The organism is Micromonospora sp. NPDC023814, from assembly GCF_040639595.1.
Taxonomy (GTDB): Bacteria; Actinomycetota; Actinomycetes; order Mycobacteriales; family Micromonosporaceae; genus Micromonospora.
Genome location: NZ_JBFAAF010000037.1, coordinates 33,887 through 49,649, shown reverse-complemented (window position 1 = coordinate 49,649; position 15,763 = coordinate 33,887). Strand labels below are relative to the sequence as shown.

General features: G+C 73.4%; 12 protein-coding genes. 4 read left to right on the top strand and 8 right to left on the bottom strand.

Translation table 11 applies throughout. The annotated features are described in order from the left end of the window. Positions 1-31: 31 nt before the first annotated feature. From AB0G14_RS20470 to AB0G14_RS20450, 5 genes are all read right to left on the bottom strand, one after another. Positions 32-1,066 carry a ketoacyl-ACP synthase III family protein gene (locus AB0G14_RS20470; protein WP_357699586.1) on the bottom strand — a complete coding sequence of 345 codons (1,035 nt, stop codon included), beginning with the start codon at positions 1,064-1,066 and terminating at the stop codon, positions 32-34. A gap of 49 nt (positions 1,067-1,115) precedes the next feature. Then, a complete protein-coding gene (locus tag AB0G14_RS20465) occupies positions 1,116-2,378 on the bottom strand; it encodes an NAD(P)/FAD-dependent oxidoreductase (protein ID WP_357699584.1) in 1,263 nt (420 codons plus the stop codon). 41 nt (positions 2,379-2,419) lie between these two features. Further along, positions 2,420-3,628 carry a cytochrome P450 gene (locus AB0G14_RS20460; RefSeq protein WP_357699582.1) on the bottom strand — a complete coding sequence of 403 codons (1,209 nt, stop codon included), beginning with the start codon at positions 3,626-3,628 and terminating at the stop codon, positions 2,420-2,422. Positions 3,629-3,697: 69 nt separating this feature from the next. Continuing rightward, positions 3,698-4,834: a nucleotide disphospho-sugar-binding domain-containing protein gene (locus AB0G14_RS20455; RefSeq protein ID WP_357699580.1), complete on the bottom strand. Its 1,137-nt coding sequence runs from the start codon at positions 4,832-4,834 to the stop codon at positions 3,698-3,700. Positions 4,835-4,868: 34 nt separating this feature from the next. Continuing rightward, a complete protein-coding gene (locus AB0G14_RS20450) occupies positions 4,869-5,999 on the bottom strand; it encodes a DegT/DnrJ/EryC1/StrS family aminotransferase (RefSeq protein ID WP_357699578.1) in 1,131 nt (376 codons plus the stop codon). Positions 6,000-6,196: 197 nt separating this feature from the next. On the opposite strand from AB0G14_RS20450, the gene AB0G14_RS20445 reads away from it, so the two are divergent. After that, positions 6,197-7,189, top strand: a complete 993-nt coding sequence (locus AB0G14_RS20445; RefSeq protein WP_357699576.1) for an aldo/keto reductase — start codon at positions 6,197-6,199, stop codon at positions 7,187-7,189. 50 nt (positions 7,190-7,239) lie between these two features. Beyond that, positions 7,240-8,433, top strand: a complete 1,194-nt coding sequence (locus AB0G14_RS20440; protein WP_357699574.1) for a macrolide family glycosyltransferase — start codon at positions 7,240-7,242, stop codon at positions 8,431-8,433. A 52-nt stretch (positions 8,434-8,485) separates the two neighbouring features. Here AB0G14_RS20440 and AB0G14_RS20435 read toward each other — a convergent pair whose 3' ends face one another. Genes AB0G14_RS20435 through AB0G14_RS20425 form a run of 3 tightly spaced genes read right to left on the bottom strand, consistent with a single transcriptional unit; the run spans position 8,486 to position 12,731 of the window. Beyond that, positions 8,486-9,676 (bottom strand): DUF885 domain-containing protein, encoded by a 1,191-nt coding sequence (locus AB0G14_RS20435; protein WP_357699618.1) that lies wholly within the window; start codon positions 9,674-9,676, stop codon positions 8,486-8,488. Positions 9,677-9,729: 53 nt separating this feature from the next. Beyond that, positions 9,730-11,412 carry an ABC transporter substrate-binding protein gene (locus tag AB0G14_RS20430; protein ID WP_357699572.1) on the bottom strand — a complete coding sequence of 561 codons (1,683 nt, stop codon included), beginning with the start codon at positions 11,410-11,412 and terminating at the stop codon, positions 9,730-9,732. Beyond that, the gene (locus AB0G14_RS20425; protein ID WP_357699570.1) at positions 11,409-12,731 is read right to left on the bottom strand and encodes an aminotransferase class V-fold PLP-dependent enzyme; all 1,323 of its coding nucleotides are present in this window, start codon (positions 12,729-12,731) and stop codon (positions 11,409-11,411) included. Before AB0G14_RS20425 ends, AB0G14_RS20430 begins: the two co-directional genes overlap by 4 nt. Before the next feature lie 204 nt (positions 12,732-12,935). Between AB0G14_RS20425 and AB0G14_RS20420 the strand changes: the two genes are divergently transcribed. After that, positions 12,936-13,934: a methyltransferase gene (locus AB0G14_RS20420; RefSeq protein ID WP_357699568.1), complete on the top strand. Its 999-nt coding sequence runs from the start codon at positions 12,936-12,938 to the stop codon at positions 13,932-13,934. A gap of 23 nt (positions 13,935-13,957) precedes the next feature. Further along, positions 13,958-15,667, top strand: a complete 1,710-nt coding sequence (locus AB0G14_RS20415; RefSeq protein WP_357699566.1) for an ABC transporter substrate-binding protein — start codon at positions 13,958-13,960, stop codon at positions 15,665-15,667. Positions 15,668-15,763: the final 96 nt, after the last annotated feature.

Here is a 15,763-nt window from a genome sequence, read left to right as displayed (position 1 = left end):
TGGTCGGTTCGCGGCGCGGGCGGGGGGTCGGTCAGCGGTCGCCGTAGGGGTTGTCCAGCACGCGCAGGACGGCGGTGGTGAACTCCACGCCGGGGCCCATCGCGAGCCAGAGCACGTGGTCGCCGGCGGTGACCTCGCCGGCCCGCAGCGAGTGGTGCAGGGCGAGCAGGTGGTCGCTGGCCCCGCAGTGCCCGATCATGCGCCCGAAGTCGAAGGTGGACTTCTCCATCCCCAGCCCCAGGGGCGCCATGCAGCGCTGCTCGACCACCTCGCGGGAGTAGTTCATGAAGGAGACCTTGGCCAGGTCGGTGGTGCCGATGCCGGCCTCGGCGAGCGCCTGCTCGGCGACGGTGGTCATCGTCTCCTGCGCCTCGCCGAGCACGGCGAGCACGGGGGTCTGCTCGGTGATGTGGTAGAAGAGCCGGGCGCCGAAGTCGAGCTCCCGGCCGACGGTCATGCCGGGCGGGAACATCGGCTCGCCGCCGCGGTGCACCTCCTCGGCCTCCGGCACGGTGATGGAGCAGACCGACAGCAGCTCGGCGAAGCCGCTCTCGGTGCTCAGCACCACCGCCGAGGCGGCGTCGCCGAGGATGAAGCCGAGGTTGGTGCGCCAGCGGTCCAGCAGCGGGGTGCCGTAGTTGTCGGCGGCGACGAGCATCGCGGCCTTGCGTTCCGGCGCGGCCTTGAGGTAGCTGGCCGCGATCTCGAGCATGGTGAACATGCCGTTGCAGCCCTGCCGGATCTCGGTCGCCCGGGGCACCCCGCCGAGGAGGTAGTGCTGGAGGTAGGCGTGCGGCAGCCAGCCCTCGGGGCCCTGGTGCCAGGTGGCCGCGTAGAGCAGCAGGTCGATGTCGCCGCGGCCCAGCTCGCTCTCCTTGAGGGCGTCCTGGGCGGCGCGCAGCGCCATGTCCGGCGCGGGCAGCTCGCCGGCGATCGCGGCGCCGCCCAGCCCGTGCGTCTCGATGTCCTCCTGCGGGTACAGGCCCTGGGCGACGGCGTCCTCGACGGTGACGGTCTCAGGAAGGTAGGCCCCGATCCCACGGATGTACGTTCCGGCGGTGCGCATCGGCTTCTCTCCTCGGCGTTGGATGTAATCGAGGCAATTCGCTTTAAGATTATATAGCGCCTGACGGCCGGTCAATGGCCGTCCGTGGGGCGATGTCGAGCGTCTCGTCGCCCCGCGCCAGCCCGGACAGCAGGGAGACGAACGAGATCTTCGGGGGCATCAGCCGGTCCGGGTCCACGATGGTCTGGGCGCGCAGGTGCAGCTCGTCGCGGCCGTGCGCGCCGTCGTAGAAGAACCGGATCAGGTCGATCAGGGCGGCGAGGAAGTCCCGGTAGCGGTCCTCGTACACCTGCATGAGGTGGCGCTCCTTCTCCGGCGCGGCCAGCGCCTCGTGCACCGCCCGGGACAGGCTGAGCGCGCCGCGCATCGCCAGCGTCACGCCGGAGGACAGCAGGGGGTCGATGAAGGCGGCCGCGTCACCGACCAGCACCCAGCCCGGCCCGGAGAACTGGGTGCACGCGTACGACCAGTCCCGCGCGGTGCGGTAGACGTCGACCCGCCGCGCGCCGGCGGTGAGCCAGGAGACCTCGTTCGACTCCGCGATCTGTTTCTCCAGCAACTGCTCCGGGGGCAGGCCGGACTCGACGAACCGGTCCGACGGGGTGACGTACCCGATTCCGGTCAGGGTGGGGCTCAGCGGCGCGTACCAGAGCCAGCCGTGGGAGCTGCTCTCGACGAGCAGGTCGCCCTCGTGGTCGTCGGGGTAGCGCAGCGCCCCGGCGTAGTAGCTCCACGTCGCCATGTTGCGCAGGTCGTCGTGCCAGGAGACCAGCCCGAAGTGCCGGCCGAGCCAGCGCTGCTGCCCCGACGCGTCGACCACGATCGCGGCGCGGGCGTCGATCGGGTCGGCCTCTCCCCGGAACTGGTAGCTGACGCCGGCGATCCGGTCGCCGTCGGTCAGCGGCCCCCGGACGGTGGCTCCCTCGACCACCACCACGCCCAGTTCCCGCGCCCGGTCCAGCAGCATCGCGTCGAACTCGGCGCGCCGGACCTGCCACGAGTAGTCGAACCGGGCGTCGCGGATCTCCCGGAACCGGAACGACCACGGGGCGGTCTGGTCGGCCCCCCACAGCAGGCTGCCGCCGTGCTTGATCTGGAAGCGCAGCTCCGCCATCCGCTCGCGCACCCCGAGCGCGTCCAGGGTGAGGGTGACGCCGCTGATCAGGGACTCGCCGATGTGGTAGCGGGGGAACTTCTCGCGCTCCAGCAGCAGGACCCGGTGGCCCTCCTGGGCGAGCAGACCGGCCGTGCTCGATCCGGCCGGGCCCCCGCCCACGACGATCACGTCGTACTCGGGTTCGGGATGGCTCATGGTCGACAATTCCTCCTGCTCGGACAGGGACGACGCGGCGCTCAACCGCCCGGCGTGAACGCGATCGGCAGGCTGGCCAGGCCCCGGAACATGGTGCGCGGCTGATAGGTCAGGCCGCCCGCGGCGCAGCCCAGCCGCAGGCCCGGCAGCCGGGTCAGGGCGCCGACCGCGGCGCGCAGCTGCGTACGGGCGAGGTAGGACCCGAGGCAGTAGCGCATCCCCGCGCCGAAGGACAGCGACGGGACCGGGTCCCGCCGGATGTCGAACTCGTCGGGCCGGTCGTACCGCCGCGGGTCCCGGTTCGCCGCGCCGGCCAGGACGACCACGACGTCGTCGCGGCGCAACTGCCGGCCGTGCAGCTCCACGTCGACGTCGAGCTGCCGGGTGTTGGACTGCACCGACGGGTCGTACCGCAGGCATTCCTCGACGGCCTGGGCCAGCAGGTCCGGCCGACGCCGGAGCAGGTCGAGCTGGTCGGGGTGGGCCAGCAGGCTCAGCACGGCGTTGCCCACCTGGCTGGCCACCGTCTCGTGGCCGGTGAAGATGAACGTGACCACCGTGCTGACGATCTCGTTGCGGCTCATCAGGCCCCGGTCGTGGGCGTCGAGCATCAGCGCCAGCAGGTCCTCGCCGCCCTCGCGCCGCCGCCTCGCGAGGGCCCGCTCCACGTAGTCGGCGAACTCGGCGATCGCCGCGTGGCCGCGATGCATGTCCTCGGCGCTGGCGCCCCGGTCCAGGGTCCGCCCCACGTCGCGCGACCACCGCCCGACCGGCTCCCAGTCGGCGGCGGGCAGGCCGAGCAGGCCGAGGACCGCACGCAGCGCCAGCGGGTACGCCAGCTCGTCGACCACGTCCATCGCGCCCCGGGCCAGGGCGGGCCGCAGCAGGTCGTCGACGGTACCGGCGATGACCGGTTCCAGCCGGCGCAGCGCGGACGGCGAGAAGGCCGGGCCGACCACCCCGCGCAGCCGGCCGTGGTCGGGCTCGTCCTGGAACAGGATGATGTCGCCGACGATCTCGGCGAGCAGCCCGGGCCCGACGAGGTCGGTCCAGAACCGGCGGATGCCGGTCCGGGCGAAGCGCTCGTCGCCGAGCACGCCGCGCACGTCGGCGAAGCGGGAGACGTACCAGACCCGGTGGGCGCCGAGGTGCACCGGGTCGTGCCGCAGCAGCCAGTGGTAGGACGGGTACGGGTCACGCCGGACGTCGGCGTCGGTGGGATCGAACGCGGTCACGGCATCGACCAGCACGAGGTGCCCCTTCCAGTGGCTCCCTCGCGCCGCCCGCCGCTGACGATGGCGGCGGGCGGCGCGACCGGCTCAACCCGAGACGCGCTCGACGATGCGCCGCACCGTCTCCGCGGGCGTGGGCAGCGCGACCATCTCCTCGCGTACCTCCCGGGCCGCGGTGCGCAGCGACTCGTCCCCGATGAGCCGGCGCAGCAGGTCCGCGTCGACCTTGTCCGACGTGCTGACCAGGCCGAGGCCGCGCCGGCTGACGGCCTCCCGGGCGGTGTGCTGGAACTGGTCGCGCGGGTCCGGGGCGAGCAGCTGCGGGATGCCGGCGTCGATGGCGGTCATCACCGTGCCGCCGCCGCCGTGGTGGACCACCGCGGTGCACGTACGCAGCAGGGTGTGCAGCGGTGTCCAGCCGACCGATCGGACGTTGCGCGGCAGCGTGCCCAGCGGGCTGATGTCGAGGTCGCCGAGGGCGAGCACGAAGTCGGCGTCCACCTCGCCGGCGGCGGCGATGATGGGCTCCACGGCGCCGATGCCGAACGCCTGGAGTTCGATGGTGCCCATGGTGATCGCCACCTCGGGCCGGGCGGGCACCGGCGGCAGCCGGTCGCCGAGGACGGCGCCGCCGCCGTACGGCACCCAGCGCATGAACCAGCCCTCGGGCTCCGCCTCCAGCAGCAGGCTCGGCGGGAACGACTCGATCGTCGCCACCGGCTCGGGAAGGCTGACCTGGTGCTTGTCCATGAGGTCGGTCAGGAAGGAGGCGATCGAGCGGTGCATGCCGCGGGTCCGCCAGGCGCTCTGGTTGCGCTGCACGGCCGGCACGCCGGCGCGGTCGGCGGCCAGCAGCCCGACGGTGGCCCCCTGCTCGTAGACCACCAGGTCGGGCCGGAAGTCGTCGGTCAGGGCGATGGTCCCGTCGACCAACGGGCGGTTCACCGCCGCGATCTGCACCCCCCACTCCTCCAGGTCGATCGCGGGACGCGTGGCGACGGTCTCGGCGAAGCGCGGGTTGTCCTTCGCCACCTGCTCGAAGACCTTGACCGCGCTGAAGTCGGGCGCCACGTCGACCACCTCCAGGCCGGCGGCGGCGGCCCGGTCGGCGTGCTCGGCGACCGCGATCAGCACGTCGTGGCCGGCCGTGCGGAAGCCCCAGGCGAGCTGGATCAGCGGGAAGAGGTGGCCGATACCGGGGGAGGAGACGAACAGCACGCGCATGTCGGAGCCCTTCTGTTCGGGGTTGCGGCGGGGGTCACCAGCCGGACTTGATCGTTTCGACGACGTGGGACCGGTCGTCCTCGGTGAGCCACCAGCCCACCGGGATGTGGACCACGCGGCCCGCCACCCGGTCCAGCCCGGGCAGGGTGGTACGGGCCGACGCGACGCAGCTGTGGGCGTCGTTGCGGCGCGACACGACGCTGGTGGCGATGCCGGCGTCGCGCAGTCGGCGCATGAAGGCGGGACGGTCGCGGACCTTCAGCGGGTACATCCAGAAGGCGGGCTCCCGGTCGTCGGCGCGCTCGGTCTGCTCGACGCCGTCGATGCCGGCCAGTTCCTTGTCGTAGAACGCGGCGTTCTCCCGGTGCCGGCGCAGCAACTCGTCGACCCGTTCCAAGTTGGACAGGCCGATCGCCCCGCCGATCTCGTTGAGGATGAACCGGTAGCCCCACTCGGCGACGTCGTAGTCGCCGGTGATCCGGTCCGACGCCCGCTCGATGCCGAGCCAGCGGCGCAGCCGGAGCCGGTCGTACAGGTCGTCGTCGGGCAGCACGACGAAGCCGCCACTGCCGGTCGTCAGGATCTTGATCGCGCCGGTGCTGTACACGCAGACGTTGCCGTGCGTGCCCAGTGGCGTGCCCCGGTAGGTGGCGCCCCACGCCTGCGCGCAGTCCTCGACGACCAGCGGGCGGCGGTCGTACCCCGCCGTGGCCCGGTCCACGACGGAGCGCAGCCGGTTGAGGTCCACCGGGTAGCCGAGCCAGTGGACCACCACGATGGCCCGGGTGGCGGGCGAGATCTTCGCGGCCAGGTCGTCGAGGTCCATGTTGAGGGTGGCCGGGTCGACGTCCACCCACCGGATGCGCAGCCCGTTGGCGAGGATGGGCCAGTTCGTGCCCTCGAAGGTCAGCGGCGTGGTGAGCACCTCCCCCGGGCCGTCGTGCTCCGGCTCGCCGGCCCCCGGCCGCGCGGCGAGGCTCAGGGCCAGGTGGAGCCCGGCCGTCCCGCAGTTGACCGAGACCACCCGGGGGTTGCCGATGCGGCTGCCCACGGCCGCCTCGTACTCGGCGACGGTCGGCCCGTGCTCCAGCCGGCCACTGCTCAGGACGGCGGAGACGCGGGTGCCGACGTCCGGAGACATGGCGACCTTGGACAGCGGGATCATGACGCCCCTCTCGCTAGTTGCCACATGATTCTCAAGTCCTCTCGGAGGGTCGTCAAGGGAGCCCTGTCGATATCGCCCGACAGGCGTTCTTCCTGATTGCGGAACTTGCAACCGGCGAGGTGAAGGGGTTGAGAAATGTATATCTTCAACGGGTCGCCGGACGTCGCGTCCGGCACCGGGTGCACGGGAGGTCCGGGGTGTCGTCGCTGCATGTCCGGCTCGGGCGGACCGGCCTGCGGGTGAGCCGGGTCGCGATCGGGACCGTCAACTTCGGCGGCCGGGTCGACGAGACCGACGCCCACCGGCTGCTCGACCACGCCGTCGCGCAGGGGATCAACCTGGTCGACACCGCCGACATCTACGGCTGGCGGGTGCACCGGGGCTGGACCGAGGAGATGATCGGGCGCTGGCTCGCCAAGGACCCGGCCCGCCGGGACGAGGTGGTCCTCGCGACCAAGGTCGGCAACCCGATGGGGGACGGCCCCAACGCCCGGGGCCTGTCGGCCCGACACGTCGTCGCGGCCTGCGAGGCGTCGCTGCGCCGGCTCCAGACCGACGCCATCGACCTCTACCAGATGCACCACGTCGACCGGGAGGTCGGCTGGGACGAGATCTGGCAGGCCATGGAGCAGCTCGTCCGGCAGGGCAAGGTCCGCTACGTCGGCTCCTCGAACTTCGCCGGCTGGGACCTGGTGAGCGCCCAGGAGGCCGCGCGCCGGCACCGGCTGCTCGGGCTGGCCAGCGAGCAGTGCGTCTACAACCTGGTCAGCCGGTACGTCGAGCTGGAGGTGCTCCCGGCCGCCGCCGCCGAGGGCATCGGGGTGCTCGTCTGGTCACCGCTGCACGGCGGGCTGCTCGCGGGCGTGCTGCGGAAGCTGGCCGACGGCACCGCGGTCAAGTCCGCGCAGGGACGGGCCGCCGAGGCGGTCGAGCGCCACCGCGCGACCCTCGCCGCGTACGAGACGTTCTGCGCCGAGGCCGGCCGGGACCCGGCGGAGGTCGGCATGGCCTGGGTGCTGCACCGGCCGGCGGTGACCGCCGCGGTCGTCGGGCCGCGTACCCCCGAACACCTGGACGGCGCCCTGCGGGCCCTGCACCGGCCGCTGTCCGCGGCCGAGCTCGCCCGGCTCGACGAGCTGTTCCCACCGCTCGGCCGGGGCGGCGCCGCCCCGGACGCCTGGATGTCCTGACCCGACCCACGCCGGCGCGCCCGGGACCCCGACCACGGACGGAGTCGACGATGGCCCACCTCCTGATCGTCAACGTCGCCAGCCACGGCCTGATCCTGCCCACCCTCACCGTGGTCACCGAGCTGGTCCGGCGCGGGCACCGGGTCAGCTACGTCACCGCCGGCGGGTTCGCCGAGCCGGTCCGCGCCGCCGGCGCGACGGTCGTCCCCTACCAGTCGGAGATCATCGACGCGGACGCCGCCGAGGTGTTCGGTTCGGACGACCTCGGCGTCCGTCCCCACCTGATGTACCTGCGCGAGAACGTCTCGGTGCTCCGGGCCACCGCCGCGGCGCTCGACGGCGACGTGCCGGACCTGGTCCTCTACGACGACTTCCCGTTCATCGCCGGGCAGTTGCTGGCCGCCCGCTGGCGACGGCCGGCCGTCCGGCTCAGCGCGGCGTTCGCGTCGAACGAGCACTACTCGTTCTCCCAGGACATGGTCACCCTGGCCGGCACGATCGACCCGCTCGACCTGCCGGTGTTCCGCGACACCCTGCGGGACCTGCTGGCCGAGCACGGTCTCTCCCGGTCGGTCGTGGAGTGCTGGAACCACGTGGAGGAGCTCAACCTGGTCTTCGTCCCGAAGGCGTTCCAGATCGCCGGCGACACCTTCGACGACCGCTTCGTCTTCGTCGGGCCGTGCTTCGACGACCGGCGGTTCCTCGGCGAGTGGAGCCGCCCGGCCGACGACCTGCCGGTGGTGCTGGTGTCGCTCGGCACCACCTTCAACGACCGGCCCGGCTTCTTCCGCGACTGCGCGCGGGCGTTCGACGGCCAGCCGTGGCACGTGGTGATGACGCTGGGCGGCCAGGTCGACCCCGCGGCTCTCGGCGACCTGCCGCCCAACGTCGAGGCGCACCGCTGGGTTCCGCACGTCAAGGTGCTCGAACAGGCGACGGTCTGCGTGACGCACGGCGGCATGGGCACCCTCATGGAGGCGCTGTACTGGGGGCGCCCGCTGGTGGTCGTGCCGCAGTCCTTCGACGTGCAGCCGATGGCCCGGCGCGTCGACCAGCTTGGCCTCGGCGCGGTGCTGCCCGGGGAGAAGGCCGACGGCGACACGCTGCTCGCCGCCGTCGGGGCCGTCGCGACCGACCCCGCACTGATCGCCCGGGTCGAGGCCATGCGGGGGCACGTCCGCCGGGCCGGCGGCGCGGCCCGGGCCGCCGACGCGGTGGAGGCGCACCTGGCCCGCGCCCGCTGACGACCGGACCCCGCGGCGCGATCCGCCACGTGGGCCCGGTCGGGGCGGGCGCTCAGCCGGCGGCGGGCACCGGACGCGCGCCCGCGGGCACGGTGCCGTCGCGGAGCTGCGCGGGACGTAGCTGCTCGGTCAGCAGGGTGCGGTACCGCGCGACGAGCGGCTCGCCGGCCGGCCGGGCGGCGAGCCACCCGCCGACCAGCCGGGCCCCCTCGATGTACGTCACCGAGTAGGCCCGCCACAGCGGGTCGGTCAGGAAGGTGGCGATCTGCTCGGCCCGGTCGCGCGGCAGCAGCAGCCACCGGTGCAGGTGCTCCACCGCGTCGTCGATCGACGCCCCCCGGTCGTGCAGCAGGATCGCCGCGTCCTGCCGGGCCGGCATCAGCTCGTTGACGAGCCCCACCATCCGCTCGACGAGTTCGCCCTCGACGGGCACCCCCTCGTCGGCCAGCACCTCGGTGGTCCACCGTCCCCAGCCGGGCCCGAGCAGCGCCGCCGCCGCGTGTTCGGCCGTGCCCTCCGCCACCAGGCACTGCGGGGTGTTGACCAGGGCGATCCGGTGCTCGTCCCAGCCCCGGGCGAGCACCAGGCCGGCCTCCTTGAGGCAGTGCTCGGTGTGGTGGCCCGGGTACGCCTCGTGGGTGGCCATCAGCGGCAGCACGGCGATGGTCCGCCCCGCCGTCTCGTTCAGCGTCACCGTGGAGCGGAAGCCGCCGTGGTACCGGTTGAACGCGTTCCACGGCCGGTCGCGTACCACCTCGATGTCGACCCGCTCGGCGTCGGGCAGGCCGAGCAGCGGCCGGGCGCGGGCGCGCAGCGCGTCGGCGACGGCCCGCACGGCGTGGCCCAGCCGCTCCGGCGGCACCACGTTGCGGGCGTAGAACGCCTCGACCTTGTCCATCAGCGGGCCGGTGCCCGGCAGCAACGCGTCGATGGCGTCGTGGGCGGCGGCGTACCGGTCCGGGTCGCCCAGCCCCACCTCGACGTCGAAGTAGGTCTCCACCTCGGCCAGGAAGCCGATCTGCTCGCCCGCCGCCCGCCGGGCCGCGCACTCCACCGCGGTCAGTTGCGCGGCGAGGAACCGCCGCCGCTCCGCGTCGAGGTCCGCGTCGCTCAGGCGGCGCAGCAGGTCGCGGGCCTGCCCGGCCAGCTCCGCCGGGTCCGGCGCCGGCTCCGCGGCGACCCGCTCGGCGAGGGCCGGGTCGCCGAACCAGCAGTCGACGTAGCCCTCGACGAGCCGGCCCATCCGCAGCCCGAGCGCGAGGTAGTCGGCGACCACCGCGTCGGCGGCGGCACCGGTCACCGGTCCACCCCGAGCCGCACGTCGGCGAGGTCGGGCAGGCCGGCGAGCGCCGGCAGGGCGGTCGCGCGCCGGACCCGGGGCCCACGCGGCGCGGCGTCCGTGGCCCGCCGGAACAGCAGGGGTACGACCGCGGCGTCGGCGAGCAGCAGCCGTTCCACCTCCTGCCACCGCGCGATGGCCTCGCGCGGGTCGGCGGCGTCCAGCGCGCGCTCGACCAGCCTGCCGACCCGGGCGTCGCGGTAGCCGCCGGGATTGCCGGGCCCCTCGCCGACCAGCGGTTGCAGGAACACCCGGGCGTTGCCGTAGGCCCAGGGCGCGGTGAACACGGCCACCGCCAGGTCCCACCGGAGGGCGGGCGCGTCGCCCGTGCCGGCGAGCAGGGCCCGGTGGTTGGCGTCGTCGAGCGCGACCAGGCGTACGTCGATACCGGCGGCGCCGAGGTCGGCCGCCCACGAGCGGGCCAGCGCCAGGTCCTCGGCCGTGTCGGGATGCACCGCGGTCAGGGTGAGCCCGTCCGGGTGCCCCGCGGCGGCGAGCCGCTCGCGCGGGTCCGCGTCGGCGTCGGGGGTCGGGTCGGCGAGCGGGTCGGGCTGCCGGTGTCCGTCGTTGCCGGGGGGCACGACGGTGTGCGCGGCGCGGACCTCGGACCACGGGTCGGCGGCCCGGGCGATGCGCACCAACGCCGCCCGGTCGACCGCCCCGGCGACGACCCGGCGCACCACGGCGTCGGCGACGGCCGGGTTGGCGGGGTCGCGCAGGTTGAACACCAGGCAGGGGTCGAGCCGGTGACCGGGCACCGGGCCGCTCGGCACGCCCCACGGCAGGTCGGCGTCGTCGGCGGCGAGCCGGTCGGTCAGTTCGCGCGGTCCGCCCGTGGCGACGCGGAACTCGACGGCGTCGAACCGCTGCCCGCGGATCGGGTCGGTCTCCGCACGCCACGCCGGGTTCGGCTCCAGCCGGATCGTGCCCCCCGGGCGCCACGACACGACGCGGTACGGGCCGTTGGCGACCAGGTGCTCGTGCAGGTCAACGCTGCCCGGCAGGTGGGCGTCGTACTCCGCCGGCGCCGGGGAGGCACCGCTCAGCGCCAGCATGTCGACGAAGTCCAACGCCGGGCGGTCCAGCTCGAAGACCACCGTCTCGTCGTCGACGGCGAAGACCCCCGGGATGTCGTGGGCGTCCTGGAAGCCGGCGAGCAGCGCGGCGGTGACCGGGCGGCCGGCGACCGCCACGGCGTACTCGTCGCAGTACCGGTCCATGCCCCGCAGGGTGCCCCGGAAGTACGCCAGCGCGGGGTGCCGGGTGAGCGGGTTGGCCAGCCGCTTGAAGCCGCGTACGACGTCGTGCGCGGTCACCGGCCGGGGGGTCGGCGTGTCCCAGAGCACCCCGGGGCGCAGGTGCACCACGTAGCTGCGGTGGCTGGCGCCCAGGCCGGCGTTGTAGGTCGACGGGACGTCGGCGGCCAGGTCGGCGACCGGCGCGAGGGCGCGCCAGTCGCCCGGGTCGGGCTCCGGACGGTAGCTGATCAGCTGCCGGGTGCACAGCCGCAGCAACTGGCGTTCGGCCGGCGACCAGGCGGCCGCCGGGTCCGCCTGGTGGACGGCGGCCGGCCCGAGCAGCCGCAGGGTGCCCCACCGCCGGGTGTCGTTCGTCGTCGTTGCACTGCGCGCCTGCGTCACGACATCTCCTCGGCGAGGCGGACCATCGTCCGTACGGTGTGGTCGATCTCTTCCCGGTTGTTGAACAGGTGGGTGGTGATGCGCGCCGCGTAGTGCTGGTGCGGTGAGCCGGGCACGTCGAACTCCGTCCAGCGGGTCCAGATCCGGTGCTCGGTCTCCAGACGCTTGACGAAGCCGATGAACTTCTTGATGTTCCAGGCGTCCTCCGGCCGCCGGAACGGGTTGAACGCGAGCAGCGGCGAGCGCAGCCGCGGGTCGGCGCCGGGGGAGTACATGGCCTCGGCGCCGAACGCGTCGATGAGCCGGCCGCGGGCGTACTCGGCGAGGTCCATGATGTACGCCTCGATGCGGTCGCGGCCGATGTCGTCCCACAGCTCGAAGGCCCGGGCCAGGGCGGCGCCCCGTGCCAGGTTGGCGCTGCCGGCGCTCTGCAGGAAGTCGCCCATGTTGTAGCTCTCCACGGCGGTGTTGGTCCGCGGCGGCGGGCTGCCCATCATCGGGTACCAGGTCGAGATGAGCGGCCAGAACGTGGGCAGCGGCAGCGGGTTGTGCTCGGGGACCACCTTGTTGCGGACGTAGATCAGGCCGGTGCCCAGCGGGCCGCACTGGAACTTCGACCCGGAGCAGGTGATGAAGTCCGCCCCGGTCGCGCGCAGGTCGATGTCGAGCATGCCGGGGATCAGCGCGCCGTCGATGACGGTGGTCAGGCCGTGCCGGTGCGCCAGCTCGCACAGCTGCCGGATCGGGAACATCGTCCCGGTGAACAGGGTGATCGCGGCGAACGAGAGCACCTTCGTCCGGGGCGTGATCGCGGCCTCGACCAGCTCGACGATCTCCTCCGCGCGCACCTCGTGACCGGAGGGTGGGGTGACGGTCCTGAGCACCACCCCGAACCGGTTGCGCAGCAGGTTGAAGTTGGACAGCACGGAGTAGCACTCGTGCGTGGTCGTCACCACCTCGTCGCCCTCGCGCAGGTCGAGGCCGTGGATGACCCGGGCGACCCCCTCGGTGGCGTTGTGGCAGATCACGATCTCGTCCCCGTCCACGCCGAACGTCTTGGCGATGGCGTCCCGATACTCGGTGAACATCGCCGGGCGGTAGACGTCGAGCAGGCCGCCGGTCCACTGCCGGGTCACCCGGTCCACGGTGTCCAGCACCTCGTACGGCATCGCGCCGACCGTCCCCGTGTTGAGGTGCACGGTCGTCGGGTCCAGGGCGAACAGCTCGCGGATGCGGGCCCAGGACGCGGTGCGCAGCGGACTCTGCGCCGGTGACGCCGACACGGTGGCCGGGCCAGGGGACTCCACGGTACGGCTCACGGTGATCCCTTCGTAGCCGACGGCAGGCCCGGAGCTCGGCGGCGTCCCGGGCCGGGAACTGCAATCACTTTCTCAAGTGGACATGGTCAGGACTATCGCGCAAGTTGCGCTCCTGGCCTCCGCTGCACCTGACAGGCACTTGACTCAGGTATAGCATTCGACACAGTGCAGCGGCAGAGTCCGCCATCACGGGCCGGAGGGGACATGGACAGGTTGCAGTCGGCGCTGGCCCTCTACGAGGAGGCGATGGGCTACACCTACGCGGCAGCCCTGCGGGCCGCCGCCACCATCGGCGTCGCCGACCACCTGGTCGACGGGCCCCGTACGCCCGCCGAGCTGGCCGCCGCGACGGGCACCGACGCGGACGCGCTCCGGCGGGTGCTGCGCCTGCTGGCGGTCCGCGACGTGGTCCGCGAGTCCGACGGCCGGTTCGCGCTCACCGACAAGGGCGCGGCGCTGCGGTCGGACTCTCCGGTGCCCGCGCGGGCCGGCATCCTCATGTTCACCGACACAATGTTCTGGACGATGAGCCACCGGGTGGCGAGCGCGCTGGGGCCGGAACGGCCCGCCTTCGCCGACATCTTCGGCAGCTCGCTGGACGCCTACTTCGACGGCGACGCCGAGGTCGAGGCGCTCTACTACGAGGGCATGGAGACGGTCAGCGCGGCGGAACACCTCATCCTCGCCCGCGCCGGCGACTTCCCCGCCACCGGCACCGTGGCGGACGTCGGCGGCGGCCGGGGCGGCTTCCTGCTCACCGTCCTGCGCGAGCACCCCGGCCTGCAGGGCGTGCTGCTGGACCGCGCGGAGGTGGTCGCCCGGCACCGGCTGGACGCCCCGGACGTGGCGGGGCGCTGGAAGGTGGTCGAGGGCGACTTCCTCCGCGAGGTGCCCCACGCCGACGTGCACGTGCTCAAGCGCATCCTGCACAACTGGGGCGACGAGGACAGCGTCCGGATCCTGACGAACTGCCGGCGGGTCATGCCCGCGCACGGCCGGGTGCTCGTGATCGACGCGGTCGTCCCCGAGGGCAACGACGCGCACCAGAGCAAGGAGATGGACTTCATGATGCTCGCCGCGCGCACCGGCCAGGAACGCACCGCCGCCGAGCTGGAGCCGCTGTTCACCGCGGCCGGGCTGCGCCTGGACCGGGTCGTCGGCACCTCGTCGGTCATGTCCGTCGCGGTCGGCGTGCCGGCCTGACCCAGGGAAGGGGCCGCAGACCCGTGCCGGACCACGACCAGCAGCCTCGCCACGGCGGGACGCTGCGCTACTACGGGCCCGGTGGCCTCGACCACCTGGACCCCGCCGCCGCCTACTACGCCTTCTCCCACCAGGTCATCCGGCTCTTCGCCCGGCAGCTGTTCAGCTACCCGACCACCGAGGACGCCGCCGCGCTGGTGCCGGTGCCCGACGTGGCCGCCGAACTGCCCACGGTGGACAACGGCGGGCTCAGCGAGGACGGCCGCACGTACACGATCCGCCTGCGCGACGGGGTCCGGTGGGACACCACGCCGCCGCGGCCGGTGACCGCCGGGGACTTCGTGCGCGGCTTCAAGCGGATGGCCAATCCGGTCGCCGGGGCCGGTGCCATCGCCTACTACACGAGCACCATCGCCGGCATGGCGGAGTTCGCCGAGGGCTACCGCGCCCGCTTCGCCGGTCGTACGCCCACCGCCGCCGAGCTGGCCGACTACCAGAACAGCCACGAGATCCGTGGCCTGTGGGCCAAGGACGACCGGACCCTGGTGATCGAGCTGCTGCGCCCCGCCAACGACATGCTCAACCTGCTGGCGATGCCGTTCGCCTCCGCCGCCCCGCGCGAGTTCGACGACCTCGTCCCGGACGGTCCGGACTTCGCGCGGCTGGTCCGCTCCAACGGGCCGTACCGCATCACCAGCTATGCCCGGGGCAGCCACCTGACCATGGACCACAACCCCGCCTGGCGGGCCGAGGCCGACCCGATCCGCCGCCGCTACGTGGACCGCATCGAGGTCCGGATGGCGAGGGTGAGCGACGAGCGGGTCCGCGCCGAGATCGAGTGCGGGGCGGCCGACCTGTCGTGGGGCGCCGCCGTGGGCAGCCCCCGCCGGCGCGCCACCGACGCCGACCGGAACCTCGGCTGGGCGTTGAACCCCTACCTGGCGTTCAACCTGCACAGCCCGCACGAGCGGGGGGCGCTGCGCAAGCGGGGTGTCCGGCTGGCGATCGCGTACGCCGTGGACAAGGCGCGGCTGGTCCGGTTCTTCGACGACATGGACATCGGCACGGTGACCCGGCCCGCGCACACGGCCATCCCGCCGGGCAACTTCGGCCACCGCGAGTACGACCCGTACCCGACGCCGGGGGACCGGGGCGACCGGGCGCGCTGCCGGGAGCTGCTCGGCGAGGCCGGGTACCCCGACGGGCTGCGGCTCACCATGATCTACCGGATCGACGCGGTGCACGGCCAGGTGGCCAAGGCGATCGCCGAGGACCTGGGCGCGGGCGGCGTCGACGTCCGGCTGGTGGAGATCGACCAGACCGACGAGTACTACCGCATCCTCCAGGACCCGGCCCGCGCGGCGGCGGGGGAGTGGGACATCACCCCGGCCGCCTGGATGCCGGACTGGTTCGGCAACAACGGGCGGTCGTACGTCCAGCCCATGTTCCAGTCCAACACCGCCGCCGGGACGGCCAACTACGGCGGCTACCACAACCCGGTCGTCGACGACCTGATCGACCGCGCGCTGTCCGCCCGGACGGAGGCCGAGGCGGAGGAGCTGTGGCACCGGGTCGACCGGCAGGTGCTCCAGGACGTGGCGATCGTGCCGATCCTGGCCTGCGAGCCGACCATCGCGCACCTGACCAGTTCCCGGGTGCGGGGCGCGATCCCGCTGCCGCACGTGGACCGCTGGTACGACGCGGCGAACCTCTGGCTGGACCCGCCCGACTGAATTCGGCCCGCGACTAATAGCAGCCTTGACTGATATAAGCGGCTCTTGTAGTTTGGCCCCGACGGAACCTCGTGATCCAGCTGCCCGAGTTCGCCT

Coding starts and splice junctions, on each gene's coding strand:
- AB0G14_RS20470 (WP_357699586.1), bottom strand. CDS start 1,066: ATGCGCACCGCCGGAACGTACATCCGTGGGATCGGGGCCTACCTTCCT.
- AB0G14_RS20465 (WP_357699584.1), bottom strand. CDS start 2,378: ATGAGCCATCCCGAACCCGAGTACGACGTGATCGTCGTGGGCGGGGGC.
- AB0G14_RS20455 (WP_357699580.1), bottom strand. CDS start 4,834: ATGCGCGTGCTGTTCGTCTCCTCCCCCGGTATCGGCCACCTCTTCCCG.
- AB0G14_RS20450 (WP_357699578.1), bottom strand. CDS start 5,999: ATGATCCCGCTGTCCAAGGTCGCCATGTCTCCGGACGTCGGCACCCGC.
- AB0G14_RS20440 (WP_357699574.1), top strand. CDS start 7,240: ATGGCCCACCTCCTGATCGTCAACGTCGCCAGCCACGGCCTGATCCTG.
- AB0G14_RS20435 (WP_357699618.1), bottom strand. CDS start 9,676: ATGGGCCGGCTCGTCGAGGGCTACGTCGACTGCTGGTTCGGCGACCCG.
- AB0G14_RS20420 (WP_357699568.1), top strand. CDS start 12,936: ATGGACAGGTTGCAGTCGGCGCTGGCCCTCTACGAGGAGGCGATGGGC.